The organism is Saccharopolyspora sp. 7B (genome assembly GCF_020177435.1).
Classification (GTDB): Bacteria; Actinomycetota; Actinomycetes; order Mycobacteriales; family Pseudonocardiaceae; genus Saccharopolyspora_C; species Saccharopolyspora_C gregorii.
The window spans coordinates 71,759-96,174 of sequence record NZ_JAIUKC010000014.1 but is presented as its reverse complement, the minus strand read 5'-3'; the positions used below and the strand labels follow the sequence as shown (position 1 = coordinate 96,174).

Here is a 24,416-nt window from a genome sequence, read left to right as displayed (position 1 = left end):
CCGCCCGCGGCCGCCCCTCCTCGCCACGAGGGAGCTCGTCGATGTACCCGTCGCACCGCCCGCGCAGGCTGCGCCGCACCCCCGCCGTCCGGCGGCTGGTCGCCGAGACGAGCGTGGAGCCGCGGCACCTGGTGCTGCCGATGTTCGTGCGGGAAGGCCTGGCCGAACCGGTCGAGATCAGCTCCATGCCGGGCGTCGTGCACCACAGCCGCGATTCGCTGCGCCGCGCCGCGTCCGAAGCGGTCGCCGCGGGCGTCGGCGGCCTGATGCTGTTCGGCGTGCCCGCCGAGCACGACGCCACCGGCTCCGGCGCCGTCGACCCGGACGGCATCCTCAACACCGGGCTGCGCGACCTGGCCGCCGAGGTCGGCGACGCGACCGTGATCATGGCCGACACCTGCCTGGACGAGTTCACCGACCACGGCCACTGCGGCGTGCTCGACGAGAACGGCGTGGTGGACAACGACCGCACCCTGCAGGTGTACGGCGAGATGGCCGTCGCGCAGGCCGAAGCGGGCGCCCACGTGATCTCCCCCAGCGGGATGATGGACGGGCAGGTCGGCGTCATCCGGGAATCGCTCGACGTCACCGGCTTCGAGGACACCTCGATCCTCGCCTACTCCGCGAAGTACGCCTCCGCCTTCTACGGCCCGTTCCGGGAGGCGGTGGACTCGCAGCTCAGCGGGGACCGCAACACCTACCAGCAGGACCCGGCGAACGGTCGCGAAGGGCTCCGCGAGGCGGACCTGGACCTCGCCGAGGGCGCCGACATGGTGATGGTGAAGCCCGCCATGTCCTACCTGGACGTGCTGCGGGACGTGGCCGGGCTGGCCGACGTGCCGGTCGCCGCATACCAGGTGTCCGGCGAGTACGCGATGATCGAGGCCGCGGTGGCCCGCGGCTGGCTGGACCGCAAGCGCACCGTCCAGGAGACGCTGACCTCCATCCGCCGCGCCGGTGCCGACGTGGTGCTCACCTACTGGGCCACCGAAGCCGCGCAGTGGTACCGGGAGAGCTTGGGGATCCGGTGACGCACCCGCAGCACCCCGACCGCGTCGGCGGCACCGGCGAGGGAGCGACCGCCGAACGCCCGCCGCTGCCCACCCCGCTCAACATCGCCCGCTGGCTGTGGATCGCCGCCGCGCTGCTCGGCCTGGTCCGGGCGTACGTGCGGCTCAGCGACCGGCGCGCGCTCGCGACCGAGCTCCGCACCGCGCTGCCGGACCTGTCGCAGACGCAGCTCGACGACCAGATCAACGCGCTGATCATGTTCGACCTGCTGTACCTGTTGGCGGTGCTGGCGCTGTACGTGTCGCTGTCGCTGCGGATGACGCAGGGCAAGAACTGGGCGCGGGTGGTGCTCACCGTGTTCGCCGGGTTCGGCGCGTTCGGCACGCTGGGCACCCTGCTGCTGATGTCCAGCATCGGGCAGGCGGAGCTGCTGCGGATCACCCAGGTGCGGGTGGAGACCTCGGACGTGGTCTTCGGCGTGCTGGTGACCGCGCTGGAGCTGGCCGCGCTGGTGCTGATGTACCTGCCGGAGACGAACCGGTACTTCCGGGCGACCCGGCGGCCGCGGCCCCCGCAGCAGTGGGCACCGCCACCGCCGGGGCCGTTCCTGCGCTGACCTCTGGTCTCCGAACTCTTGCCGCGTAGCACCGGGGTGGCGGAACCCCAGCGGGATTCTCGCTGCCGGATCTTTGTCCCGAGTGGCTCCGCCACGAGGGAAAAGGCCGTCCTCGCGAGAGTCCCGCTGAGAGCCCGCGGGTGGTCGTTCTGCGTGGGTGGTCGGCGGCTCAGCCGGCTCCGCCGCTGAGGAGCGAATCGGCACGAACCGCCTGGCCGGTTCGGTGGCGGGTGGCGGGCCTTCGCCCGGATCGTCCGCTCTGGGGGCTTCGTCGCGGCGCCGGACGGCGTGCGTGATCTAGGCTCGATGACGTGACAGCCTCGCAGGACCCGGACCGGCAGGACCAGGGCGGCCAGCCCGCGGCGCAGCAGCACCCGCCGACCGGTGGCCTGCTGCCCGACTCCGAGGTGTCCGGCGGCCGGATCACCGGCACCCGGCCCGCCGCGCCCGGTGCCGCGCCGCAGCCCGAGCCGTTCACCTCGCCACCGCTGCGGCCCGTCGCGTTCGGCGGCACGGCGGGGCAGGTGTGGGTGGGCACGTCCCCCGTCCGCAGGCCGCGCGCGGTGTCCGCGGCCTGCCTGCTCGGCATCGCCGACGTGGTGATCGCGTTCGTGATCCTCGGCGTGCGGCTGGCCACCACCGACGACCTGATCGTGCAGGCGATGGGCGAGGCCGACTCGTTCCTGCCGAACGACGGCGACATCTCCGGCGTGTACTACGGCGTCGCCACCGGGATGATCGTGTTCTACGCGCTGCTGGCCGCCGTGTGGGGGCTGCTCGTGCTGTTCCTGCGGCGCGGCCGCGGCTGGGCCCGGGTGGCGCTCACCTCCGTCGCGTTCGTGTGGGCGGTGTCGACGCTGCTGTCGCTGGTCGGCACCCGTTCGCACGGGCCGCTGCTGACCGGTCTGGAGGTCGCGCAGGCGGTGGCGCTGGTGGCGACGCTGGTGTGCATGCACCTGCCCTCGACCCGGGACCACTTCAGCGGCAGCTGATCACCACCCGCTGTTTCCGGTGAACCCGGTGGACAGCGATCTCGCCCGATTCCTACTGTTCGGGAGTGACGTCACCGCCCGATCCCCGGCACGGTCCGCAGGCCCCGGCCGCACCGCCGCTCGGTCCACCGTCGGAACCCGCTCCGCCGCCCGCCCGGCCCGGGACCGTGGTGGCCGCGTTCTGGCTCGCGGTCCTGGCGCCGCTGCTGGTCACCGCGCTGCACGCGGTGGGCTCGGTGCTGGCGCGGGGCTTCCTGGCCGACGCGGTCGGCGCGGATGATCCGGAGGTCGCCGCGGCGGTGGCCGGGATCGGGGCGGTCGTCTTCGTCGTCGCGGTGCTGGTGATGGTCGCGCTGACCGCGCTGTGGATCGCCTTCGGGTTCGCGCTGCGGGCCGGGCGCGGCTGGGCGCGGGTCGTGCTCAGCACCTTCGCCGGGATCTGGGTCTTCTACTCGGTGGGCGGCCTGGTCACCGGCGAGCCCGCCCTCGCCGTTCCCGCGGGGGTGGTGGCGCTCGGCCACGCGCAGAACGCCGTCGGGCTGCTGGCGATGCTCGCGTTCCTGGTGCTGGTGCGGCTGCCCGCGTCGAACCGGTACTTCCGGCCCGCCGGGTCCGGGCGGTGAGCGGGCCGCCCGGGTCGGTCCGCGCCGCGGTCGGGCTGTGGTCGGCGCTGGCCGCGTTCCTGCTCGTGCAGACCGCGTTCTCCTGGGCGGACCGGGACGCGCTGCGGCGGCGGCTCGTCGAAGCGGGTGCGGCCGCGCCGGACCGGGCGGATGCCGCGGCGCTGGACCTGCTGCTGCTCAACACCGGCCTCGCCGTCGTGTTCGCCGCGGGTTACGCGCTGGCGGGGGTGCTGATCCGCGGGCGCAGGCCGTGGGCCAGGATCGGGGTCTGCGTGCTGCTGGTGGTGCAGGTCGTGACGGTGCTCGGCAGCCGCTCGTTCGCGGCGGCCGACCTGATCGTGCTGGTGCTCGGCGGCGCCGCGGCCTGGTGCAGTTGGACGACGTCCAGTACGGAGTGGGTGACCGGCGAGCATGAGTGATGCCGACAGCGGCCCGGTGCTCTACGCCGAGCCCGGATCGACCTGGTGGCCGGTGCTGTGGGGGCCGGGGTTCGCGCTGACCGGGCTGGTCGTCGAACTGCTCACCCCCGGCGGGGTGAACCTGCCGGTGTGGATCCTGCTGGCCGGTGCGCTGGCGGTCGCCACCGTGCTGTGGGTGTACGCCCGCCGCCGCGCGCTGGCGGTCCGGTTGACGCCCGAGGTGCTGACCGTGGGCCGCGAGGACCTGCCGGTGCAGCGGATCGCGGCGATCACCGACGTGGGCGCCCCGCTGGGCACCCGGGTCCTCGGCGGCGGCTTCACCCCGCCGAAGGGCACCGGGGAGATCCCGCTGCGGTTATCCGACGACGCGGTCGTGCTGGCCTGGGCGAAGGACCCGGCCACGCTGCTCGACGAGCTGCGCCCGCTGCTGCCGGAGAGCTGACCGGCCCGGAGAGCCGGTGCCGTGCGCGGCCCGGTGCGTGAGACGCTTTCGCCGTGACGTTCCCGGAACCGTGGTCGGCCGACGAGCCGATGCTCAGCGAGAACACCGCGGACGCGCCCGAACCCCGCGGCGGGCTGGCGCAGCCGTGGCGGGCCGTGGTGGCGGCCGTCGAACTTGTGCTCGCCGTCGCCCTGGTCGTGGCCGCCTGGTGGCTGTGGGACCGGTCGCAGCTGGTGGTGGAGGTGCCCGGGGCGACCGGGCTGCCGATGCGCTCGACGAGGATCTTCGGCGACCGGGCGGCGCTCGGCATCGCCGCCCCGACGCTCGCCGCGGTGCTGCTGGTGGACGCCGTCCGCCAGCTGATGCTGGCCTGGGCGGTCCGCCGCTCCCGAGCCCGCCGGGACTGACCGGAACGGCGGGTGGCGGAGCCACTCGTGAAATCGATCCCGCAGTGCGGGGGCCGCTGAGGCTCCGCCACCCGTTCCCCTGCTCAGCGGGACCACGCCCCACCGAAGGTTCCGGGTCGGCCTGTCAGACTGGGGGAGTGACAGCCGAAACTCCTGGCGGTACCAGTCCGCACACCACGACCAGGTCGGCGGAGCTGTTCGACCGAGCGCTCACCGTGACGCCGGGCGGCGTCAACTCCCCGGTGCGGGCCTTCCGGTCCGTCGGCGGCACCCCGCGGTTCATGGTCCGCGGCGAGGGCGCCTACCTGTGGGACGCCGACGGCAACGAGTACGTCGACCTCGTGTCCTCCTGGGGCCCGATGGTCAACGGGCACGCGCACCCCGACGTCGTCGAGGCGGTGCGGGCGGCCGCGGTGGACGGCCTGTCCTTCGGCACCCCGGGCGTCGGCGAGATCGACCTCGCCGCCGAGATCATCCGCCGGGTCGAGCCGGTGGAGCAGGTGCGGCTGGTGAACTCCGGCACCGAGGCGACGATGAGCGCGGTGCGGCTGGCGCGCGGCTTCACCGGCCGCAGCAAGATCGTGAAGTTCGCCGGTTGCTACCACGGGCACGTCGACTCGCTGCTCGCCGACGCCGGATCCGGCGTGGTGACGCTCGGCCTGCCCACCAGCCCCGGAGTGACCGGCGCGCAGGCCGCGGACACCGTGGTGCTGCCGTACAACGACGTGGACGCGGTGCGCGAGGCGTTCGCCGAGTTCGGCGACCAGATCGCCTGCGTCATCACCGAGGCCGCCGCGGGCAACATGGGCGCGGTCGCCCCGCAGCCCGGGTTCAACGCCGCGCTGCGCGAGATCACCCGCTCGGCGGGCGCACTGCTGATCATGGACGAGGTGATGACCGGGTTCCGCGTGTCCGCCGCGGGCTGGTTCGGCCTCGACGGCGTCGCGGGCGACCTCTACACCTTCGGCAAGGTCATGTCCGGTGGCCTGCCCGCCGCCGCGTTCGGCGGGCGCGCCGACGTGATGGAGCTGCTCGCCCCGTCCGGTCCCGTCTACCAGGCGGGAACCCTGGCCGGGAACCCGGTGGCCGTCGCCGCCGGGCTGGCGAACCTGCGGGCCGCCGACGACGCCACCTACGCGGCGCTGGACCGGAACGCGGCGCGCCTCGGCGACCTGCTCGGCTCCGCGCTCGCCGAGGCCGGCGTGCCGCATCGGGTGTCGTTCGCGGGCAACCTGGTCAGCGTGTTCTTCACCGAATCGCCGGTGGTGGACTTCGAGCAGGCCCGGGCCCAGCAGGCGTGGCGCTTCCCGGCCTTCTTCAACGCGTTCCTGGATCGCGGCGTGTACCCGCCGCCGAGCGCCTTCGAGTCGTGGTTCGTGAACTCGGCGATGGACGAGGCCGCGTTCGAGCGGATCGCGGACGCCGCCCCGCACGCCGCGGCCGCTGCCGCCGCGGCCGAGGAGCCCGCGGCATGACCAAGACGATCGTGCACTTCTTGCGCCACGGCGAAGTGCACAACCCGGAGAAGATCCTCTACGGCAGGCTCCCCGGCTACCGGCTCTCGGACCGCGGCCAGGAGCAGGCGAAGCTGGTCGCCGACTTCCTCGCCGGCCGCGACGTGCGGCACGTGGTGGCCTCCCCGCTGCAGCGCGCGCAGGAGACGGCCGCCCCCATCGGCGCCGGGTTCGGCCTGGACGTGGACACCGACGACCGGCTGATCGAGTCGGCGAACCGGTTCGAGGGCCTGCGAGTGTCCGTCGGCGACGGCGCGCTGCGCTCCCCGCAGCACTGGCCGAAGCTGCGCAACCCGTTCGAGCCGTCCTGGGGCGAGCCGTACGTGGAGATCGCGCACCGCATGCTCGGCGCCGCGCAGCGCGCCCGCGCCGCCGCCGAGGGCAGCGAAGCGGTGTGCGTGTCCCACCAGCTGCCGATCTGGACGCTGCGCCGGTTCGTCGAGGGCAAGCGCATGTGGCACGACCCGCGCAGCAGGCAGTGCTCGCTGGCCTCGCTGACGAGCCTGGTGTTCCGGGACGAGCAGCTGGTGCGCGTCGCCTACGTGGAGCCCGCCGGGGAGACCGATCCGCGGGTGACCGGGGCATGAGGCGGCTGCTGGCCCGCGCGGCGCTGTCGGTGGCGGTGCTCGGCCTGCTCGGCGGCTGCGCCACGGCGGGCAAGGACGCCGTCGAGCAGGGCACCGAGTTCACCTTCGTCTCGCCGGGCGGGCAGACCCGCATCTTCTACCCGGAGGCGGAGCGGCAGAAGCTGACGAAGCTCAGCGGCGACAGCCTCCTGGAGGAGGGGAAGCGGATCGGCCTCTCCGACTACGAGGGGAAGGTCGTGGTCGTGAACCTGTGGGGTTCCTGGTGCGGCCCGTGCCGCGCCGAGGCCGACGACCTGCAGGCCGTGCAGGACAAGACGGGGCCGCAGGGCGTGCAGGTGCTGGGCGTCGACGTGCGGGACAGCCGTTCCGCGGCCGCGGATTTCCACCGCGACCGGAGTTTGACGTATCCCTCGATTTTCGATCCGTCCGGTCGTTCGCTGTTGTCGTTGAAGAACTATCCGCGCAGCGCCGTGCCGTCCACGATCATTCTGGATCGGCAGCACCGGGTCACGGCGGTTTTCCTCACGGAAATGTTGGAGAGCGAACTGCTGCCGGAAGTGCAGAAGGTGGCGGCCGAACCGGCGGCGTGACCCTTTCCACGAGCCCGCATTCGTGCGCATTCCCGGCGGGTTCGTGGGTTTTCGGCGAGCCGGTTCCGGCCCGTTGCTCCGGGACGAGGACGCGACGTCCGCCCGTTCGGAGCAGCCGCTGGGCCGAACGGTGCTCGTCCGCGTCCGGTGGTGGCAGCGCGCCCGCCGCCGTCCGGTCGAGCCCCTCAGCGCCTGCGCCGGGCCAGCACCCGCCAGCAGTCCATGCACGTGCCCTGCCGCACCCACTCGTGCTCGGTGCGGTCGTGCAGCTCGGTCGCGGCGGCCTCCACCCCGCAGTACGAGGTCACGGGGCATCGCGGGTCGGCGTCGAGCGCGCTGGCGGCGAAGGCGTGGCGCCCCGCCGGAACGGGCCGCCACACGTAGGTGAGGCCGTGCTGCGCGGGCATCGCGTGGACTCCATTCCTCCGGTGTCGTCTGCCGAGAATGAGACCCGCCTCGACACTCGAATGGCAATGCGCTTCACCGAATCGAGCGATGGCACGGCTTCGGCGGAGGAAATAGGTTCCTGCTATGACCAGTGTTCGAGCGCGGGGCCTGGGCGCTGAGATCCGCGAACTCCGCAAAGCGGCCGGATTGCGATTGGAACATCTCGCGCACCGATGCGGGTGGTCGCGAGCGACCTTGGGCCGAATCGAATCGGGGGAACGGGTGCCGAGCGAAGGCGAACTCGCCGCGCTGCTCGACACCCTCGACGTGGCCGGTTCCGAGCGCACGCGGCTGTTCGAGCTCGTCAACGCGGCCACCGAGGCGCGCTGGTGGGAGGCCGGGTACGCCGGCATGCCCAGCGCGCTGACCGCCCTGATCGACTTCGAGCGGCTCGCCACCAAGATCACCGATGTGGCGCTGGCGCTGGTGCCCGGACTGCTGCAGACCCCGGACTACACGCGGGCGGTGCTCAGCGCGGGCGGCGTGCGGGACGCCGACCTGGAGTCCCGGGTCGCGCTGCGGCTCGGCAGGCAGGGCGTGCTCACCCGGGAGGAACCGGCGCGGCTGCACGCCTACCTGGACGAGTCGGTGGTGCACCGGCCCGTCGGCGGACACCGGGTGATGTCCGACCAGCTGCGCCACCTGGTGCGCATCGGGCGTCGGCCGAACGTCTCGGTCCGGGTGATCCCGTTCGCGGCGGGCGCGTACGCGGAGCTCAACGGCAGCCAGCTGATCCTGGAGTTCGCCCGGCAGCGTCCGGTGGTGCACCTGGAGCAGCGGCGGCGCGGGGCCTTCCTGGAAGCACCCGCCGACACCGCCCCGTTCCTCGACGCCGCCGCCCGGCTGCCGGTCCTGGCACTCGACGAAGCGGAGTCCGCGGCCCTGATCGCGGACGTGGCAGGCGCGATGGAACGGGAATGTGAGCGCGACGGTGCGTTGGCGTAAGTCCAGTCACAGCGGCGAGGAGAGCAACTGCGTGGAGGTGGGGACGGCGCCCGGAGTGGTGGCGGTGCGGGATTCGAAGGCACCGCGGCACGGCGTGCTGTCCTTCTCGCCACACCGGTGGCGGGCCTTCCTCCGCTCGCTGCGCTGATCGTCGGCGCGCGTCCGGCGGGAACCCGGTGGTCGCGCCGGTCCGGGCCTGCGCCGACCTGCGTGCCGCATCGGGGTGGCGGCGGTCCGTCCGATCCCGTTCGCGCGGACGGGTCCTTCGCCGGCGGGCGGCCCGCCGCGGCCGGTCGCCGGTGCCGCGAGCGGGGCCGGGGTGTCCGCGACGGGCGAGTTCGCGGGCGTCGGAAGTGCGCCGATGTGGTCGGCGTCATGCGGGGTGGTGCGTAGCCACGCTAGCGCCATCCCTACCCTCGGAACCGTGAACCCGACCGAGCTCGCCGCCTCCGGACCGCTGCTGCTCGCGGCCGCGATCGCGGTGCTCGCCGGGGCGGTCAGCTTCGCGTCGCCGTGCGTGGTGCCGCTGGTGCCCGGCTACCTCGCCTACCTGGCGGGCGTGGTCGGCGCGGAGGCTCCGCCGGTGGATTCCGCGGAGGCGCGGCAGGCGCGCCGCGGCCGCTGGCGGGTGGCCGGTGCCGCGCTGCTGTTCGTCGCCGGGTTCACCGTCGTCTTCGGCGCCGGAACGCTGCTGCTGCTCGGGCTGTCGGACGCGCTGGTCGAGAACGAGCTGCTGCTGCAGCGCATCGGCGGCGTCGTGACGGTCGCGATGGGGCTGGTGTTCCTCGGCATGATCCCCGCGCTGCAGCGGGACGTGCGGCTGCACCGGGTGCCCCGGGCGGGCTTGTGGGGTGCGCCGCTGCTCGGCGCGGTGTTCGGGCTCGGCTGGACGCCGTGCCTGGGCCCGACGCTGACCGGGGTGATGTCGCTGGCCGTCGGGACCGACGTGGGCGCGGGCACCGCGGTGCGCGGGGTGCTGCTCGTCGTGGCCTACTGCCTCGGGCTCGGACTGCCGTTCGTGCTGCTGGCGCTGGGTGCGCGGTGGGCGGTGCGCAGCACCGACTGGTTGCGGCGCCGGGGCCGCGCCATCCAGATCGCGGGTGGCGCGCTGCTGGTCGTGGTGGGCGTGCTGCTCGTCACCGGGCTGTGGGGAGAACTGATCTCAGTGCTGCGCGAACCCGTCGCCGGATTCGAGACGCCGATCTGATGTCCTGGATCCGCACCCTGCCGGCGTTCCTGCGCAACACCTGGCGCGGCCTGACGTCGATGCGCACCGCGCTGGTGCTGCTGTTCCTGCTGGCGATGGCGGCGCTGCCGGGCGCGCTGATCCCGCAGCGCTCGCTGAACCCGGCCGAGGTGGACAAGTACTTCACCGAGTACCCGGACCTGGCGCCGCTGCTGGACAAGGCCGGCGCGTTCGAGGTGTTCAGCTCGGTCTGGTTCGCCTCGATCTACGTGCTGCTGTTCATCTCGCTGATCGGCTGCCTGCTGCCGCGCTGCTACGAGTACTACAAGCAGCTGCGCGGCAGGCCGGTGCGCACCCCGCGGAACCTGTCCCGGATGCCGCACCACGCTTCGGCCACTGTGGACGGTTCACCGGAGGAGGCGCTGGACGCCGCCCGGCGCAGGCTGCGCGGCTGGCGCAAGGAGGAGCGCACCGAGGAGGACGGCACCCGCTCGATCAGCGCCGAACGCGGCTACCTGCGGGAGGCCGGGAACCTGGTGTTCCACTTCGCGCTGGTGGGCCTGCTGGTGACGGTCGCGGGCGGCAAGATCCTCGGCTACGAGGGCCAGGTGATCGTGCCCGCCGACGGCTCCGAGTTCTGCAACTCCGGCACCTACAACTACGACTCGTTCCGCGCGGGCCTCAGCGTGGACGGCACCCAGCTGAGCCCGTTCTGCCTGCGGGTCGACGACTTCGACGCGACCTACCAGCACACCGGGCAGGTCGCGAGCTACCGGGTCGGGATGCAGTACCAGGCGGGCGCGGACCTCGACGCGGACCAGTGGCGGCCGTACGCGCTGCAGGTGAACCACCCGCTGCGGATCGCGGGCGACCGGATCTACCTGACCGGCAACGGGTACGCGCCCCGCTTCACCGTGACCTTCCCGGACGGGCAGCGGCGCACCCAGCTGACCCAGTGGCAGCCGATGGACGTCACGACGATGTTGTCCCAGGGCGCCACCAAGTTCGACCAGCCGGGCGTCACCGACGAGGTGCAGCGGCGGCAGACGCAGCTCGCGGTGACCGGCCTGTTCGCGCCGACCGCGGCCTACGACGGCAAGGTGCTCGGCTCGCAGTTCCCGGACCTGCTCGACCCGGCGGTCGCGGTGGACGTGCTGCGCGGTGATCTCGGGCTCGACTCCGGGCGCGGTCAGTCGATCTTCGGCGTGGACCAGAAGATGGTGGACTCCGGGCGGTTGAAGAAGGTCGCGCGGCAGAACCTGCGCGTCGGCGAGCAGATCCGGCTCGACGACGGCACCACCGTCCACTTCGACGGCGTGGAGCGCTGGGCGAACCTGCAGATCTCGCACGACCCGTTCCAGCCGTACGTGCTCGGCTTCGCCATCGCGGTGATCTTCGGGATCAGCGCCTCGCTGAGCATCAAGCGCCGCCGGATCTGGGTGCGGGTGGCTCCCGCCCCCGGGACCGGCGCGGACGATCCCGCGCGTACCGTTGTCGAGGTCGGCGGGCTGGCCCGGACCGACCAAGCGGGTTACGGCGAGGAGTTCACCCGGCTGGCCAAGGACCTGCTCGGGACGGACGGCGCCGACGCGGAGCCGCCGAGGGCTGCCTCCGCAGGTGGAAGGAAGAGCTGATGACGGTCGACCAGACGTTGTCCAACTACAGCGACATGGCGTTCGCGACCTCGGTCGTCGTCTACATCGCCGCCATGCTGCTGTACTTCGCGGAGTTCGCCTACGGCGGCCGGAAGCAGCAGCCTCGCGCGCGGGAAGCGCAGCTGGTCACCGCGGGCGGCGACGGCGCCGACACCGCGACCGGTGAGCGCATCGGCCGCATCGACACCCCCGCCAAGCGCCCGCTCCCGGAGCGGTTCGGCGGCATGGCCGTGTCGATGACGGTGCTCGGCATCCTGGTGCACGCGGCCTCGCTGGTGTTCCGCGGCGTCGCCACCGGCCGCGCGCCGTGGGGCAACATGTACGAGTTCGGCTCGGCGATCTGCCTGGCCGCGGTGGTCGCGTGGACGATCGTGCTGTTCCGGCAGCTGCGCGCCGAACGCCGCGAGGCCTCGCCGGCGCAGCTGCGCGGACTCGGCGGGTTCCTGCTGCTGCCCGTGGTGGTGCTGCTGTTCCTGTCCGGCACCGTGCTCTACGCGAAGGCCGCGCCGCTGCAGCCCGCGCTGCAGTCCTACTGGATCGTGATCCACGTGAGCGCCGCGATCGTCTCCAGCGGTGCGCTGCTGTTCGCCGGGGTCGCCAGCGTGCTGTTCATGCTGCGGTCGCGGCACGAGAACAACCCGTTGAAGCTGGCCCGGTTCGGGGCGCGGCTGCCCGCCAGCCAGGCGCTGGACCGGATGGCCTACCGCGCCACGGTGATCATCTTCCCGGTGTGGACGTTCGCGATCGTCGCCGGCGCGATCTGGGCCGAGGCCGCGTGGGGCAGGTTCTGGGGCTGGGACCCGAAGGAGACCTGTTCGTTCATCGCGTGGGTCGTCTACGCTGCGTACCTGCATGCGCGTGCGACTGCGGGGTGGCGTGGGGTCAAGGCGGCGTGGATCAACATCGCCGGTCTGGCGGTCATGATCTTCAATCTCTTCTTCATCAACATCGTCGTCTCCGGACTGCACTCGTACGCTGGGCTGTGAGTTCATGATCCGATCCGGAGTGCGACCCCGGGCCACCCGTTCCGCAGCGGAACCGGGTGGCCCTCGCTCATCCCGGTAAAGGTCGAACCGATGTGTGGGAGGTACGGGAACGGTGACCGGACGGTACGAAGAGCCCGAAACGCAACGCGATGCGGGCTCGGCCTCGCCCGGTGCGGACTCGGCGCAGCAGGCCAGCGGCACGACGGATCACGCGACCCCGGACTACGGTGACGGCGCGCAGCCGTACGCGGAACCGGGCACCAGGCCGAACACCCCGGTGCAGGGCGGCGGGGAACGGCCCTACCAGCCGAACGTCCCCAGTGGGCAGTCGTTCGGCGGGGCGCAGTACACCGAGGCCACGCCCTCCGGGCCGCAGCAGCAGGCGAGCCAGTCCGGCCCGTACCAGGTGCCGTCCGGGCCGCAGCAGGTTCCCGGCGGCCACTCGGGCCCGTACTCGGTGCAGGGCGGGCCGTCCGGTCCGTACCAGGTGCCGGGCGGGTCCGGGCCCTACCAGGTCTCCGGCGGCCAGTCCGGTCCGTACCCGGTGGGCCAGCAGCCGAACCCGTACGCGCCCGTCGCCGGGCCGTTCCCGCAGCAGCAGGGCTACCCGCAGCAGCCCCCGCAGGGCGGGCAGCCGCAGCAGCCCCAGCAGCAGCCCGGCGCGAAGCAGCAGCAACCCGGCGTGCCGTTCGGCAAGGACCTCGCCTCCTCGCAGCTGCTGCGGCAGACCAAGCGCGCCCCGCAGTCCGGGTGGCGCAAGGCGCTCTACGTGGCCAGCGGCCGCTCCATCAACCTCGGGGAGAGCGCCGCGGACCTGCGCCGCCGCGAGCTGATCGGCCGGATCAACCAGCCGCTGCAGGGCTGCTACAAGATCGCGATGCTGAGCCTGAAGGGCGGCGTCGGCAAGACCACGACCACCGCGACCCTCGGCTCCACGTTCTCCTCGCTGCGCGGGGACCGGGTGATCGCGGTCGACGCCAACCCGGATCGCGGCACGCTCAGCCAGAAGATCCCGCTGGAGACCACCGCCACCGTGCGGCACCTGCTGCGCGACGCGCAGCGCATCCGCAAGTACAGCGATGTGCGCTCCTACACCTCGCAGGGCCCGAGCCGGTTGGAGATCCTCGCCAGCGAGCAGGATCCGGCGGTCTCCGAGGCGTTCAGCGAGGACGACTACCAGCGCACCGTGACGCTGCTGGAGCACTTCTACAACATCGTGCTCACCGACTGCGGGACCGGGCTGATGCACTCGGCGATGAAGGGCGTGCTGGACGTCGCCGACTCGCTGGTGATCGTCTCGTCCAGCTCCATCGACGGGGCGCGCAGCGCTTCGGCCACGTTGGACTGGCTGGACGCGCACGGGTACGGGCAGCTGGTGTCCCGCTCCGTCGCCGTGATCAACTCGGTGCGGCCGGGTTCCGGCAAGGTCGACGTGGACAAGCTCAGCGCGCACTTCGGTTCGCGCTGCCGCGCGGTGTCCCGGATCCCGTTCGACCCGCACCTCGAAGAGGGCGCCGAGGTCGAGCTCGACCAGCTCGCCGCCCCGACCCGGCTGGCGCTGCTGGAGCTGGCGGCGATCGTCGCCGACGACTTCCCGCAGGCCTTCGGCAGGCAGCGCCAGGCCTGACCAGCCCTCTTCCCACTCGTTCGGCGCAGGGGTCGGGTGGCGGAACCTCAGCGCCCTCCTCGCTGCGGGATCGTTTTCACCGGTGGCTCCGCCACAGGAGAAAACGCTGTCCTCGCGAGGAGGGCGCTGAGAACCCGCGGGTGGTCCTTTTGCTTGGGTGGTCGCTGCTCAGCGGCTTCGCCGCTGACAGGGAACGGGCACCACTCGTCGGGTTCTGGGCCTGGTCCGGGCTTTGCGTCGTTGCATGGCGAACGGCCCGCCGTGCCGGTTCTCCGGTGGGCGGGCCGTTCGGGCGTTCGGGGGGCGGGTCTCAGCCCTGCTCGTCGTTCTTCCGGTCGCGCTGCTGCTCGGCGAGGCGGCGCAGGAACTCCGGATCGTCGTCCGGGGCCAGCGGCGCCTTGCGCGGTGCCGAGGCCGGGCCGTCGCTCGCGGCATCCCGCACCGGGCCGAACGCGCGCCACATCAGCACGCTCACGGTGAGCGCACCGATCGCTGCCAGGACGTAGATCATCAGGGCACCTCCACTCCTCCCCACGAGGTTAGCCGGAGAGCGGCGGGAGGTGGGGTGCGCCGATCGGGGAACATCGCGAAGTGTCGGGAAGCTCCGGCGATCGGGTGCCGGGCGGAGGTGCCGGGGCGGTCCGGCGACGGGCCGTGCCCGGCCCACCTCGGGCGTGCGAGCGCACGCGGAGGCGGGCCGAGCGCGAGCCGATCGTCGGGACGACTCAGGCGGAGCGGACGTCGTTGGTGAGTTCCGCCAACAGCGTCCGCACTTCCGATTCGCGGAACCGGCGGTGCCCGCCGGGAGTGCGGATCGAACCGATCCGGCCTGCCGTCGCCCATCTGGTCACCGTCTTCGGGTCGACCCGGAACAACGAGGCGACCTCACCGGGGGTGAGCAGCTGTTCCTGACCGTTCTGGCGAGACTGGGGAGTCGTCGCGGTCACAGGGGACCTCCACAATGCGGACGGTTTTCGGGCATTCCGGTCGCATCCTGGCACTCGGATGGTCAGGTACTCGAACATTCGACTCCAGGTAAAGGGAAGGTAAGGGACGAAAGCGGCGCTTCGGGCGAGACGGGGCGGAATCGCCGCGACCCCCGTGTTCTACCCTGGTTGACGTGCAGGAACAGCAGACGGAAGTGGTCGCGGAGTCGTCCCCGCCGACCAACCTGGCGCGGGACATCGCGCTGTACACCGTGGTCAGGCTGGCCATGCTGCTCGTGGTCACCGCCGTGATCGCGCTCTGCGGCGTCCCGCTGCTGGTGGCCGCCGCCGTGTCCGTCGTGGTGGTGATGCCGCTGTCCATGCTGGTCTTCGGCGGGTTGCGCCGCCGCGTCGCCACCGGCATGGTGCACCGCGCCCGGCGCCGCGAGCAGCTGCGCGCCCAGCTCCGCGGGGATCGCGAGCACGCCGATGACGAGCACTGACGCCCGGGCCGCCGGGGCGGTGCGGGACCGCTCCTGCGCGCGCACCAGGGCCTGGACCAGCGAAGCCGTCCGGATCATCGAGGCCGACGCGAACCGCAGCGCGGACACCCACCTGCTGCGCTTCCCGCTCCCGGCGGAATGGGGGATCGACCTCTACCTCAAGGACGAGTCAACCCATCCGACCGGTTCGCTCAAGCACCGGCTGGCCCGATCCCTGTTCCTGCACGCCATCTGCAACGGGTGGGTGACGGAGAACACGCCGGTGATCGAGGCGTCGTCCGGTTCCACCGCCGTTTCCGAAGCGCACTTCGCGCAGCTGCTGGGGCTCCCGTTCATCGCCGTGATGCCCCGCTCCACCAGCCCGGAGAAGGTCGCGCTGATCGAACGCCACGGCGGCACCTGCCACTACGTGGACCAGCCGGGCGCGATCTACGACGAGTCCCGCAGGCTCGCCGCCGAGCTCGGCGGGCACTTCATGGACCAGTTCACCCACGCCGAACGCGCCACCGACTGGCGGGGCAACAACAACATCGCCGAGTCGATCTACGAGCAGCTGGCGCTGGAACGGCACCCCATCCCGGAGTGGATCGTCACCGGGGCGGGCACCGGCGGCACCAGCGCCACCCTCGGCCGCTACATCCGCTACCGCAGGCACGACACCCGGCTCGCCGTCGTCGACCCGGAGCACTCGGTGTTCTACGACGCCTGGTGCCACGGGGATCGGGACCGCACCGGGGACCGCGGCTCGCTCATCGAAGGCATCGGGCGGCCGCGGGTCGAACCGTCCTTCGTCGGCGAGGCCATCGACCGCATGATCAAGGTCCCGGACGCGGCGTCCATCGCCACCATCCGGTGGGCCGAAGGCGTGCTCGGGCGCCGCGTCGGCGGGTCCACCGGCACCAACCTGTGGGGCGTGTTCGGGCTCGTCGCCGAGATGGTGCGGGCCGGGCGGACCGGGAGCATCGTCACGCTGCTCTGCGACGGCGGGGAGCGCTACGCCCACACCTACTACGACGACGAGTGGGTCGCGGGCCACGGCTTCGACCTCGCGGGCCCGCTCGACGCGCTCGACGAGTTCCACCGGACCGGGGCCTGGCCCGCCTGAGCGGCCGTGCGCGGTCCGCTCGGCGCGGGCACGTAGTCTGCGATCAAGCCACGAGGTTCCGAGGAGGGGCATGCGCAGGTCGATGAGCACAGCCGTCGCGCTGGTGCCCGCGGCGCTCGTGGTGGTGCTCGCCGCGTGCACCACCGGCGGTTCGCTGCCGATGCCGAGCAGCGCCCCGGAGACCAGCGGCAGCGACGAGTCCGAACCGGAATCCGTCACCCCGTCGATCACCCGCGAGGTGCCGCCGCAGCGCCGGATCGGGCTCGCCGACGCTTCCGCCGAGCAGCTGTGCGGGCTGGTCACCGTGGACGAGCTCGGGCAGCTCGCCTACCCGGTCCGCCACGGGGTGCCGCGCGAGATCGGCTTGGAACCGCCGGTGCGCGGCTGCCAGTTCGCCGCCGAGAACGGGGTGCGGTCGATCCTCGTCGGCACCCAGCCCGAGGGCTACGCCGAGCTCGGCCAGGACGAGGTGCGGCTCGGCGAGCGGCCCGGGACCGAGACGCTGCGCGCCAACGACTGCACCGTGTTCGCCGCAGCGTCCGGGGCGACGCTGCAGGTCACCGCCCGCGCCGCCGAAGCCGACGGCGACGAGTGCGAGACCGCGCAGGGCGTGGCCCAGTACGTCCTCGCCGGAGTCCGCTGACCGGTTCTCGTCCTTCAACTTGCCCGGCGGGTCTTGTCGTTCTCCTGTCAGCGCGAAGCGCTGAGCCGACGACCACCCGAGACACCGGCACGCCCGCTGAGGTTCCGCCACCCCAGTGCTGAGCAACGGGAGTCCGACAGGACCTCAGCCGAAGGCCAGCGCCAGCGCGGTGGTGGCGCCCCAGACGAGCATCGCGAGTCCGGTGTCCCGCAGCGCGGGGATCAGCTTGCGGCCGGTGCCGCCGCGCGTCACCGCGAGCACCGAACCGATCAGCAGCGGCAGCGCCAGGAACCCGAGCAGCGCCCAGGTGTTGCGCAGCCCGATCAGCACGGTGATCAGGAACGGGATCAGCACCAGCGACACGTACAGCGTCCGGGTGTCCCGGTCGCCCAGCAGCACCGCCAGCGTCCGCTTGCCGGTGACCCGGTCGGTCGGGATGTCGCGCAGGTTGTTCGCCACCAGCACCGCGCTGGAGAACGCGCCGATGCCGACCGCCCCGCCGATGCCGAAGCCGCTGATCGTGCCCGCCTGCGCGTACATGGTGCCGAGCACCGCGACCAGGCCGAAGAACACGAACACGGCGATCTCGCCCAGCCCCGCGTACCCGTACGGCCGCTTGCCGCCGGTGTAGAACCAGGCGCCGGCGATGCACAGCGCGCCGACGGCCAGCATCCACCACTGGCCGCTGAGCACCACGACGCCGATCCCGGCGAGCGCGGCCAGCCCGAAGCAGCCGAACGCCGCGTTGCGCACCGCCGCCGGGTTCGCCGCACCCGACCCGACCAGCCGGAACGGGCCGACCCGGTCGTCGTCGGTGCCGCGGATGCCGTCGGAGTAGTCGTTCGCGAAGTTCACCCCGGTGATCAGCAGCAGCGACACCGCGAGCGCCAGTGCCGCGATCGGCACGCTCCACAAGTCGACCCCGGTCGCCGCCCCGGTGCCGACCAGGACCGGTGCGATCGCGTTGGGCCACGTGCGCAGGCGCGCGCCCTCAATCCACTGCTTCACCGTCGCCATGTGAATCATCTTCGCGCATCACTCGTCGTCACCGGCCGAGAGTCGCGCGCAACGCCCGCCGGTCCGGTTTGCCGGGGCCGCGCAGCGGCAGCTCGGCGAGGAATTCGACCCGCTTGGGGGCGCCGGCCGCGCCGGCCCGGTCCCGCACCGCCGCGCGCAGCTCGGCGACCGGTGGTGGTGCGGCCGGGTCGGCGGGGACGACGGCGGCGACCACGGCCTGGCCCCACTCGGGGTCGTCGACGCCGAGCACGCAGACCTCCCGGACCCCGGGGTGCTCGGCGAGGATCCGCTCGACCAGCACCGGGGCCACGTTCACCCCGCCGGTGATGATCACGTCGTCGGCGCGGCCGCGCACCTCCAGCCGCCCCTCCGCCACCCGGCCGAGGTCGCCGGTGCGGAACCAGCCGTCCCGGAACGGGCTCGCGCCCGAGCCACGCCGGTAGCCGCGGGCCAGCGTGGGCCCGGACAGCGCGACCGGACCGGAGCCGTCCGCGGCGGCCTCGACGTGCACCCGCACGCCGTCCAGCGGCGTCCCGTCGTACACGCAGCCGCCCGCGGTCTCGCTCATCCCGTAGGTGGTGACCACGCGCACCCCGGCCGCGGCGGCCCGCTCGCGCAGCGCGGGCGGGGTCGCGGCGCCGCCGAGCAGCACCGCGTCGAACGCGCGCAGCGCCGCCAGCCCGGCACCGCCGTCGTCCAGCAGCCGGCGCAGCTGGGTGGGCACCAGCGCGGTGTAGTGCCTGCCGGGGTCCGCGAGGCAGCGCTCGGCCGCCGCCGCGAACCGGTCCGGGCGGAACCCGCCCGCGGTGTCCACCGCCACCGGGTCGGTACCGGCGACCAGCGAGCGGACCAGCACCTGGATCCCGGCGACGTGGTGCGCGGGCATCGCCAGCAGCCACCGCCCCGGCCCGCCCAGGTGCCGGTGCGTGGCCGTCGCGGAGGCGCGCAGCGCGGCCGCGGGCAGCAGCACGCCCTTCGGGGTGCCGGTGGAACCGGAGGTGGCGATGACCAGCGCGGTCGGGTCGGCGGGGTCGTCCTCGCCGGGTTCCAGCGGGGTGCCCGCCCCGAGCGCCCGGAGCACGTCGTCGTCCGGGCCCGCCGCGTCCACCGGGAGCAGCGCGGGGCCGTCGCCGTCGAGGGCGCGGCGCAGCGCGGGCAGCACCGTCGGCGCCCGCTCGCCGGGCGGAACGGGCAGCGGCCGGAGTTCGCGGGCGGTCGGCATGCCCGCCATCTTGCGCCCACCGCCGCCCGGGCCGGGGCGGCGGTGGGCGGCGGAGTGCGATCGCTCACCAGTTCGGATGAGATCGCTCAACTGTTCGACTGCCGGGGTCGATGTTGGGGGAGTAGCGACCTGCGAGCGAAGGCGGTGCGGACGATGAACTCCTGCGGTTTCCCGATCGGCGGGCGGACCACGGCGGCCCGGGGCCGGTCAGTAGTACCAGGGGAACGGCGTCCAGTCCGGGTCCCGGCGCTCCAGGAACGAGTCCCTGCCCTCGACGGCCTCGTCGGTCATGTAGGCCAGCCGGGTGGTCTCACCGGCGAACAACTGCTGTCCGACCAGGCCGTCGTCGATCGCGTTGAACGCGTACTTCAGCATGCGCTGCGCGGTGGGCGACTTGCCGTTGATCTCCCGTGCCCACTGCAGGGCGGTCGCCTCCAGTTCCGCGTGCGGCACGACCTCGTTGACCATCCCCATCCGGTGCGCCTGCTCGGCGTCGTAGGCGCGGCCGAGGGCGAAGATCTCGCGGGCGAACTTCTGCCCGACCTGCCGGGCGAGGTAGGCGCTGCCGAAGCCGCCGTCGAAGCTGCCGACGTCGGCGTCGGTCTGCTTGAAGCGGGCGTGCTCGGCGCTGGCGAGGGTGAGGTCGCACACCACGTGCAGGCTGTGCCCGCCCCCGGCGGCCCAGCCCGGCACGACCGCGACCACCAGCTTCGGCATGAACCGGATCAGCCGCTGCACCTCGAGGATGTGCAGCCGACCGGCCCGCGCGGGGTCCACGGTCTCGGCGGTCTCACCGGCGGCGTACTGGTAGCCGGAACGGCCGCGGATCCGCTGGTCCCCGCCGGAGCAGAACGCCCAGCCGCCGTCCTTCGGCGAGGGCCCGTTCCCGGTCAGCAGGACGCAGCCGACATCGCTGCTCATCCGGGCGTGGTCGAGCGCGCGGTACAGCTCGTCGACGGTGTGCGGGCGGAAGGCGTTGCGCACCTCGGGGCGGTCGAAGGCGACGCGCACGGTGCCGCGCCCGGGACCGTCCTCCACGCACCGGTGGTACGTGATGTCGGTGAAGTCGAACCCGCTGACGGGTTCCCACGCGGCCGGGTCGAACAGCTCGGAGACAGGCGAGTTCAGCACGCCTGGGACAATAGGTGCCGCCTCGGCGTGATGAACACCAGGAGGGCGCCGACCGGTGTGAGCGGCTGCACTTCGCTCGTCCGGGGGGCCACCGGGTCGAAGGGGCTCGGCGGTTGCGGCGACACTGGAAGCGGTCGGCAGGCAGCGTGCGAGGGAGTCCGGGGTGATGGGTTGAATCCGTCCACGGCACAGGCCGAGGTCATCGTCGACGAGCTGATCCGCAACCAGGTCCGGCACGTGGTGCTCTCCCCGGGGTCGCGCAACGCGCCGCTCTCGTTCGCGCTGCACCGCGCCGCGCAGGAGCGCCGGATCCGGTTGCACGTCCGCATCGACGAGCGCAGCGCCGGATTCCTGGCCCTGGGGATCGCGGCGCGCAGCGGTCGGCCGGTGGTGGTGGCCGGGACCTCGGGCACCGCTGCGGCGAACCTGCACCCGGCGGTCAGCGAGGCGGCGCAGGCGGGCATCCCGCTGATCGTGCTCACCGCGGACCGCCCGCCGGAGCTGCGCGCGGCCGGGGCCAACCAGACCATCGACCAGCACCGGATGTTCGGACCGCAGGTGCGGATGTTCGACGAGCTCGGCGTGGCCGAGAACCGGCCCGGGCAGCAGGCGTACTGGCGCAGCCAGGTCTGCCGCGCCTGGCACGCCTCGCTCGGGTCGGCCCGCTCCGGACCGGTGCACCTGAACCTGCCGTTCCGCGAACCGCTGGTGCCCACCGGGGACACCACGTGGTGCGAGCCGCTGTCCGGGCGTGACGACGGGGCGCCGTGGATCGAGATCTGCGGCGACGGCGCCCACCCGAGCAGCCTGCACGCGCCGGCCGCCCGGCGGGGACTGGTGCTCGCCGCGGACGGCAGCGCCGACGCCGCGGGGGAGTGGGGCGAGCGGTACGGCTGGCCCGTCGTCTCCGAGACCGGCGGGGTCGGGCTCGCCGGTGGTGCGGCCATCAGCACCGGGATGTGGTTGCTGAACCAGCCCGAGTTCGTGCGCGAGCACCGCCCCGAGCAGGTGCTCTGCGTCGGCAGGCCGACCGTGTTCCGCCAGGTGCAGTCGCTGCTGACCGACGCCGGGGTGGAGGTGCTGCTGGCGCACGGCGGGGACGTGGACTGGCCGTCGCCGGGGCACGCGGTGCGCGAGATCGCGCACACCTTCGGCGCCGGGCCCGTCCGCGAGGCCGACCCGCACTGGCTCACCGCCTGGCAGCAGGCCGACCACAAGGTCGCCGCCGCGCTGCACGCGGCGCTGGACCTGGAGCGCTGGCCGAACGGGCCGGTGCTCGCCCGCGACCTGGTCGACGAACTGCCGGAGCGGTCGTTGCTGGTGCTCGGTTCGTCGAACCCGAGCCGGGACGTGGCGCTGGCCGCACGACACCGGCCGGACGTGGCGGTGCACCGCAACCGCGGGGTGGCGGGGATCGACGGCACGGTGTCCACCGCGATCGGCGCGGCGCTGGCGCACGACGGACCGACCTACGCGCTGCTGGGCGACCTCACGTTCCTGCACGACGGCAACGGCCTGCTGCTGGGGCCGCAGGAGCAGCGCCCGGACCTCACCATCGTGGTGCTCAACGACGACGGCGGCGGCATCTTCTCGCTGCTGGAGCAGGGTGGCCCGGAGCACCGCGACTCGTTCGAGCGGGTCTTCGGCACCCCGCACGGCACCGACCTCGCGCAGCTGTGCGCGGCGCACGGCGTGGAGCACGTGCGGGTGCGGCAGCGCTCGGAGTTCCCGGCGGCGCTGCACGGGCCACCGGGGCTGCGGGTGGTGGAGATCCAGGCCGACCGCTCGCAGACCAGGAGCCTGCACGCGCGGTTGCAGGCCGCGGTGCACTCGGCGCTGCTCGGCTGACCCGTTCGGGGCCGTTCGCGGTCCGGTATCCGCTCCGGAACCGGTGCCCGGTCGCGATCGGTACACCCGCGATCCGGTGCCTCCCGGCCCGGTACCCGCTGCGGTCCCGTGCCCGCTGTGGGCGCGACACCGCCCCCGGCCTCGCACGGGCACTTCTGGACCGGTTCCTCCCACCTGGTGAGAGGGCGCGGGAGTGCTTCCGGCCACCGGTCGACCGCGCGGAACCTGCCGGGTCTCGGGCCCGGGCTCGGCTGCTCGCCGAACACTCGCACCCCCGATGAGCTGGGCGGGAGCCGCGCGGGCGGGGTCCGGCCACCACCCGTCGGGCGGGCGGCTGGGACGAAAGCCGGCGCCGGCTGCGCGCCGTTCACCCAGAACTGGTGAAAAGCCCCGCGTTCGGGTGCTCGCGCCGCCCTGATCACGTTCGTACGCTGCTGGAAAACAGCTGATCTTGCCGGAGGTGCTCTGTGTTCAAGCGAACCGGTCTGCGGGCGGCGGTGGCCGCGTGCTGCGCGGCGGCCTTCGTGGCGACCCCCGCCTTCGCCGGAGCCGGCAGTCCCGGCGCGCCCGGCGCGGGCGACCCGTACTTCCCCGAGTACGGCAACGGCGGCTACGACGTGGCGCACTACGACGTGCGGCTGCGCTACGAACCGAAGGACGACCACCTCGCCGGGACCACGACGATCGTGGCGAACCCGACCCAGGACCTCACCGCGTTCAACCTGGACTTCGCACTGCCGGTGAAGTCGATCCGGGTCAACGGCGCCCCGTCGACCTTCGAGCAGCGGGGCACCGAGCTCACCGTCACCCCGCCCGAGGAGCTGCCCGCCGGGCGCCAGTCCACGTTCGTCGTCGAGTACGAGGGCGTGCCGTCCGCCGTCGAGGTCGACGGCCTCAACCCGTGGATCCGCACCGCCGACGGCGCCCTCGCAGTCGGCGAACCGGAGATCTCCGCGTGGTGGTTCCCCGGCAACGACCACCCGCGGGACAAGGCCACCTTCGACATCGCCGTGGACGTGCCGGAAGGCACCGAGGTGCTGTCGAACGGCGTGAACACCGACACCTCCACGCTGGCCGGCCGGACCACCTGGAAGTGGCGGACCACCAAGCCGACCGCGACGTACCTGGCTTTCCTCGGCATCGGGCAGTACGAGATCAACACCAAGCCCGGCGCTTTCGGCCAGCCCTTCGTCACCGCCTACGCCGACGGGCTCGGCGACGTCGAAGGCGCGGCCAAGGCCAGCGTCGAACGCACCCCGGAAGTGCTGGAATTCCTCTCCGGGCTGCTCGGCGAGTACCCGTTCGAGGCCCAGGGCGGCGTGGTCCCGGCAGAAGGCCTCAGCTTCGCGCTGGAGAACCAGACCCGGCCGACCTACAGCCCCAAGTTCTTCGCGAAGGGCGCGAACACGTCCGTCGTCGTGCACGAGAACGCCCACCAGTGGTTCGGCGACTCCGTGTCCGTCGACACCTGGCGCGACATCTGGCTGAACGAGGGCTTCGCCAGCTACGCCGAGTGGCTGTGGTCGGAGCAGCAGGGCACCGGCACCGCGCAGGAGCTGTTCGACCACTACTACTCCTCGCTGCCCGCCGACGACCCGTTCTGGCAGATCGCCCCCGGTGAACCCGGGCCGGAGAACATCTTCAGCGACGCCGTCTACGACCGCGGGGCGCTCACCGTGCACGCGCTGAGCAACGTCATCGGCCCGGACGCGCTGCTCGACGTGGTGCGCACCTGGGTGCAGGACAAGCGGTACTCCACCGGCACCGTGGAGGAGTTCATCGAGCTGGCCGAGCAGCGCTCCGGCCGGCAGCTCGACGAGTTCTTCCAGAACTGGCTGTTCACCCCCGGCAAGCCCGCGGCCACCCCGGAGAACGGGATCCCGGCCTCGGCGACCAGGGCAGCGGTGGTGCCACCGAAGTCGGTCGCCGAGATCGACGCGACCCACGCGCTCGTGCACGACCACCACTGATCGT

General features: G+C 73.0%; 27 protein-coding genes. 21 read left to right on the top strand and 6 right to left on the bottom strand.

Going from position 1 to position 24,416, the window contains the following annotated elements; translation table 11 throughout:
- Positions 1-41: 41 nt before the first annotated feature.
- The 10 genes from hemB (at position 42) to LCD33_RS02945 (ending at position 7,201) form a co-directional block, all read left to right on the top strand.
- Positions 42-1,031, top strand: coding sequence for a porphobilinogen synthase (gene hemB / locus LCD33_RS02990; protein ID WP_224968258.1), 990 nt, complete (start codon positions 42-44; stop codon positions 1,029-1,031).
- Positions 1,028-1,627, top strand: a complete 600-nt coding sequence (locus LCD33_RS02985; protein WP_224956995.1) for a hypothetical protein — start codon at positions 1,028-1,030, stop codon at positions 1,625-1,627. Before hemB ends, LCD33_RS02985 begins: the two co-directional genes overlap by 4 nt.
- A gap of 311 nt (positions 1,628-1,938) precedes the next feature.
- Complete coding sequence (locus tag LCD33_RS02980) at positions 1,939-2,619, top strand: hypothetical protein (RefSeq protein ID WP_224968256.1); 681 nt, start codon at positions 1,939-1,941, stop codon at positions 2,617-2,619.
- Between the two features lie 65 nt (positions 2,620-2,684).
- Positions 2,685-3,242 carry a hypothetical protein gene (locus tag LCD33_RS02975; RefSeq protein ID WP_224977486.1) on the top strand — a complete coding sequence of 186 codons (558 nt, stop codon included), beginning with the start codon at positions 2,685-2,687 and terminating at the stop codon, positions 3,240-3,242.
- A complete protein-coding gene (locus LCD33_RS02970; RefSeq protein ID WP_224956992.1) occupies positions 3,239-3,661 on the top strand; it encodes a hypothetical protein in 423 nt (140 codons plus the stop codon). The genes LCD33_RS02975 and LCD33_RS02970 overlap by 4 nt, the downstream gene beginning before the upstream one ends.
- Complete coding sequence (locus tag LCD33_RS02965; RefSeq protein ID WP_224968254.1) at positions 3,654-4,103, top strand: DUF3093 family protein; 450 nt, start codon at positions 3,654-3,656, stop codon at positions 4,101-4,103. The genes LCD33_RS02970 and LCD33_RS02965 overlap by 8 nt, the downstream gene beginning before the upstream one ends.
- A gap of 53 nt (positions 4,104-4,156) precedes the next feature.
- Positions 4,157-4,510: a hypothetical protein gene (locus LCD33_RS02960; protein WP_224956990.1), complete on the top strand. Its 354-nt coding sequence runs from the start codon at positions 4,157-4,159 to the stop codon at positions 4,508-4,510.
- 137 nt (positions 4,511-4,647) lie between these two features.
- Complete coding sequence (gene hemL, locus LCD33_RS02955; RefSeq protein ID WP_224956989.1) at positions 4,648-5,985, top strand: glutamate-1-semialdehyde 2,1-aminomutase; 1,338 nt, start codon at positions 4,648-4,650, stop codon at positions 5,983-5,985.
- Complete coding sequence (locus LCD33_RS02950) at positions 5,982-6,611, top strand: histidine phosphatase family protein (protein WP_224956988.1); 630 nt, start codon at positions 5,982-5,984, stop codon at positions 6,609-6,611. The genes hemL and LCD33_RS02950 overlap by 4 nt, the downstream gene beginning before the upstream one ends.
- On the top strand, positions 6,608-7,201 hold the full coding sequence (locus LCD33_RS02945) for a TlpA disulfide reductase family protein (protein WP_224977485.1): 594 nt from the start codon (positions 6,608-6,610) through the stop codon (positions 7,199-7,201). The genes LCD33_RS02950 and LCD33_RS02945 overlap by 4 nt, the downstream gene beginning before the upstream one ends.
- Positions 7,202-7,386: 185 nt before the next feature.
- Here LCD33_RS02945 and LCD33_RS02940 read toward each other — a convergent pair whose 3' ends face one another.
- A complete protein-coding gene (locus LCD33_RS02940) occupies positions 7,387-7,608 on the bottom strand; it encodes a hypothetical protein (protein WP_224956984.1) in 222 nt (73 codons plus the stop codon).
- A 124-nt stretch (positions 7,609-7,732) separates the two neighbouring features.
- Between LCD33_RS02940 and LCD33_RS02935 the strand changes: the two genes are divergently transcribed.
- The 6 genes from LCD33_RS02935 (at position 7,733) to LCD33_RS02910 (ending at position 14,047) form a co-directional block, all read left to right on the top strand.
- Positions 7,733-8,593: a helix-turn-helix transcriptional regulator gene (locus LCD33_RS02935; protein ID WP_224956982.1), complete on the top strand. Its 861-nt coding sequence runs from the start codon at positions 7,733-7,735 to the stop codon at positions 8,591-8,593.
- Between the two features lie 31 nt (positions 8,594-8,624).
- The gene (locus LCD33_RS02930) at positions 8,625-8,741 is read left to right on the top strand and encodes a DUF397 domain-containing protein (RefSeq protein WP_373689990.1); all 117 of its coding nucleotides are present in this window, start codon (positions 8,625-8,627) and stop codon (positions 8,739-8,741) included.
- 276 nt (positions 8,742-9,017) lie between these two features.
- Positions 9,018-9,800 carry a cytochrome c biogenesis CcdA family protein gene (locus tag LCD33_RS02925; RefSeq protein ID WP_224956977.1) on the top strand — a complete coding sequence of 261 codons (783 nt, stop codon included), beginning with the start codon at positions 9,018-9,020 and terminating at the stop codon, positions 9,798-9,800.
- A complete protein-coding gene (locus tag LCD33_RS02920) occupies positions 9,800-11,413 on the top strand; it encodes a cytochrome c biogenesis protein ResB (protein WP_224956975.1) in 1,614 nt (537 codons plus the stop codon). Before LCD33_RS02925 ends, LCD33_RS02920 begins: the two co-directional genes overlap by 1 nt.
- Positions 11,413-12,420: a c-type cytochrome biogenesis protein CcsB gene (gene ccsB / locus LCD33_RS02915; RefSeq protein WP_224956973.1), complete on the top strand. Its 1,008-nt coding sequence runs from the start codon at positions 11,413-11,415 to the stop codon at positions 12,418-12,420. Before LCD33_RS02920 ends, ccsB begins: the two co-directional genes overlap by 1 nt.
- A gap of 112 nt (positions 12,421-12,532) precedes the next feature.
- Positions 12,533-14,047: a MinD/ParA family protein gene (locus LCD33_RS02910; RefSeq protein ID WP_224956971.1), complete on the top strand. Its 1,515-nt coding sequence runs from the start codon at positions 12,533-12,535 to the stop codon at positions 14,045-14,047.
- A gap of 310 nt (positions 14,048-14,357) precedes the next feature.
- Here LCD33_RS02910 and LCD33_RS02905 read toward each other — a convergent pair whose 3' ends face one another.
- On the bottom strand, positions 14,358-14,558 hold the full coding sequence (locus tag LCD33_RS02905) for a hypothetical protein (RefSeq protein WP_224956970.1): 201 nt from the start codon (positions 14,556-14,558) through the stop codon (positions 14,358-14,360).
- Between the two features lie 214 nt (positions 14,559-14,772).
- Positions 14,773-14,994, bottom strand: coding sequence for a BldC family transcriptional regulator (locus tag LCD33_RS02900; RefSeq protein WP_184476042.1), 222 nt, complete (start codon positions 14,992-14,994; stop codon positions 14,773-14,775).
- Positions 14,995-15,167: 173 nt separating this feature from the next.
- Between LCD33_RS02900 and LCD33_RS02895 the strand changes: the two genes are divergently transcribed.
- From LCD33_RS02895 to LCD33_RS02885, 3 genes are all read left to right on the top strand, one after another.
- Entirely contained in the window at positions 15,168-15,476 is a 309-nt protein-coding gene (locus LCD33_RS02895; RefSeq protein WP_224956969.1) for a DUF4229 domain-containing protein, read from the top strand.
- Positions 15,463-16,581, top strand: coding sequence for a PLP-dependent cysteine synthase family protein (locus tag LCD33_RS02890; RefSeq protein WP_224956968.1), 1,119 nt, complete (start codon positions 15,463-15,465; stop codon positions 16,579-16,581). Before LCD33_RS02895 ends, LCD33_RS02890 begins: the two co-directional genes overlap by 14 nt.
- Before the next feature lie 82 nt (positions 16,582-16,663).
- Positions 16,664-17,224 (top strand): DUF3558 family protein, encoded by a 561-nt coding sequence (locus LCD33_RS02885; protein ID WP_224967073.1) that lies wholly within the window; start codon positions 16,664-16,666, stop codon positions 17,222-17,224.
- Between the two features lie 144 nt (positions 17,225-17,368).
- Here the strand turns inward: LCD33_RS02885 and LCD33_RS02880 are convergent, their stop codons facing one another.
- The 3 genes from LCD33_RS02880 to LCD33_RS02870 all read right to left on the bottom strand — a co-directional run bounded on the left by LCD33_RS02880 (position 17,369) and on the right by LCD33_RS02870 (position 20,594).
- A complete protein-coding gene (locus LCD33_RS02880) occupies positions 17,369-18,241 on the bottom strand; it encodes a 1,4-dihydroxy-2-naphthoate polyprenyltransferase (RefSeq protein ID WP_224967074.1) in 873 nt (290 codons plus the stop codon).
- A 28-nt stretch (positions 18,242-18,269) separates the two neighbouring features.
- Entirely contained in the window at positions 18,270-19,463 is a 1,194-nt protein-coding gene (gene menE / locus LCD33_RS02875; protein WP_224977484.1) for an o-succinylbenzoate--CoA ligase, read from the bottom strand.
- Positions 19,464-19,670: 207 nt separating this feature from the next.
- Complete coding sequence (locus LCD33_RS02870; protein ID WP_224956957.1) at positions 19,671-20,594, bottom strand: 1,4-dihydroxy-2-naphthoyl-CoA synthase; 924 nt, start codon at positions 20,592-20,594, stop codon at positions 19,671-19,673.
- A gap of 171 nt (positions 20,595-20,765) precedes the next feature.
- Here LCD33_RS02870 and menD point away from each other — a divergent pair, with 171 nt between their 5' ends.
- Positions 20,766-22,442, top strand: a complete 1,677-nt coding sequence (gene menD, locus LCD33_RS02865; protein ID WP_224967076.1) for a 2-succinyl-5-enolpyruvyl-6-hydroxy-3-cyclohexene-1-carboxylic-acid synthase — start codon at positions 20,766-20,768, stop codon at positions 22,440-22,442.
- A 467-nt stretch (positions 22,443-22,909) separates the two neighbouring features.
- Positions 22,910-24,412, top strand: coding sequence for a M1 family metallopeptidase (locus LCD33_RS02860; RefSeq protein WP_224967077.1), 1,503 nt, complete (start codon positions 22,910-22,912; stop codon positions 24,410-24,412).
- The last annotated feature ends 4 nt before the right edge of the window (positions 24,413-24,416 follow it).

What these genes read in the sequence shown, in the direction of transcription:
- hemB (WP_224968258.1), top strand. Translation starts at nt 42, where the DNA reads ATGTACCCGTCGCACCGCCCGCGCAGGCTGCGCCGCACCCCCGCCGTC.
- LCD33_RS02965 (WP_224968254.1), top strand. Translation starts at nt 3,654, where the DNA reads ATGAGTGATGCCGACAGCGGCCCGGTGCTCTACGCCGAGCCCGGATCG.
- LCD33_RS02950 (WP_224956988.1), top strand. Translation starts at nt 5,982, where the DNA reads ATGACCAAGACGATCGTGCACTTCTTGCGCCACGGCGAAGTGCACAAC.
- LCD33_RS02945 (WP_224977485.1), top strand. Translation starts at nt 6,608, where the DNA reads ATGAGGCGGCTGCTGGCCCGCGCGGCGCTGTCGGTGGCGGTGCTCGGC.
- LCD33_RS02940 (WP_224956984.1), bottom strand. Translation starts at nt 7,608, where the DNA reads ATGCCCGCGCAGCACGGCCTCACCTACGTGTGGCGGCCCGTTCCGGCG.
- LCD33_RS02935 (WP_224956982.1), top strand. Translation starts at nt 7,733, where the DNA reads ATGACCAGTGTTCGAGCGCGGGGCCTGGGCGCTGAGATCCGCGAACTC.
- LCD33_RS02920 (WP_224956975.1), top strand. Translation starts at nt 9,800, where the DNA reads ATGTCCTGGATCCGCACCCTGCCGGCGTTCCTGCGCAACACCTGGCGC.
- ccsB (WP_224956973.1), top strand. Translation starts at nt 11,413, where the DNA reads ATGACGGTCGACCAGACGTTGTCCAACTACAGCGACATGGCGTTCGCG.
- LCD33_RS02905 (WP_224956970.1), bottom strand. Translation starts at nt 14,558, where the DNA reads ATGATCTACGTCCTGGCAGCGATCGGTGCGCTCACCGTGAGCGTGCTG.
- LCD33_RS02890 (WP_224956968.1), top strand. Translation starts at nt 15,463, where the DNA reads ATGACGAGCACTGACGCCCGGGCCGCCGGGGCGGTGCGGGACCGCTCC.
- LCD33_RS02885 (WP_224967073.1), top strand. Translation starts at nt 16,664, where the DNA reads ATGAGCACAGCCGTCGCGCTGGTGCCCGCGGCGCTCGTGGTGGTGCTC.
- LCD33_RS02880 (WP_224967074.1), bottom strand. Translation starts at nt 18,241, where the DNA reads ATGGCGACGGTGAAGCAGTGGATTGAGGGCGCGCGCCTGCGCACGTGG.
- menE (WP_224977484.1), bottom strand. Translation starts at nt 19,463, where the DNA reads ATGCCGACCGCCCGCGAACTCCGGCCGCTGCCCGTTCCGCCCGGCGAG.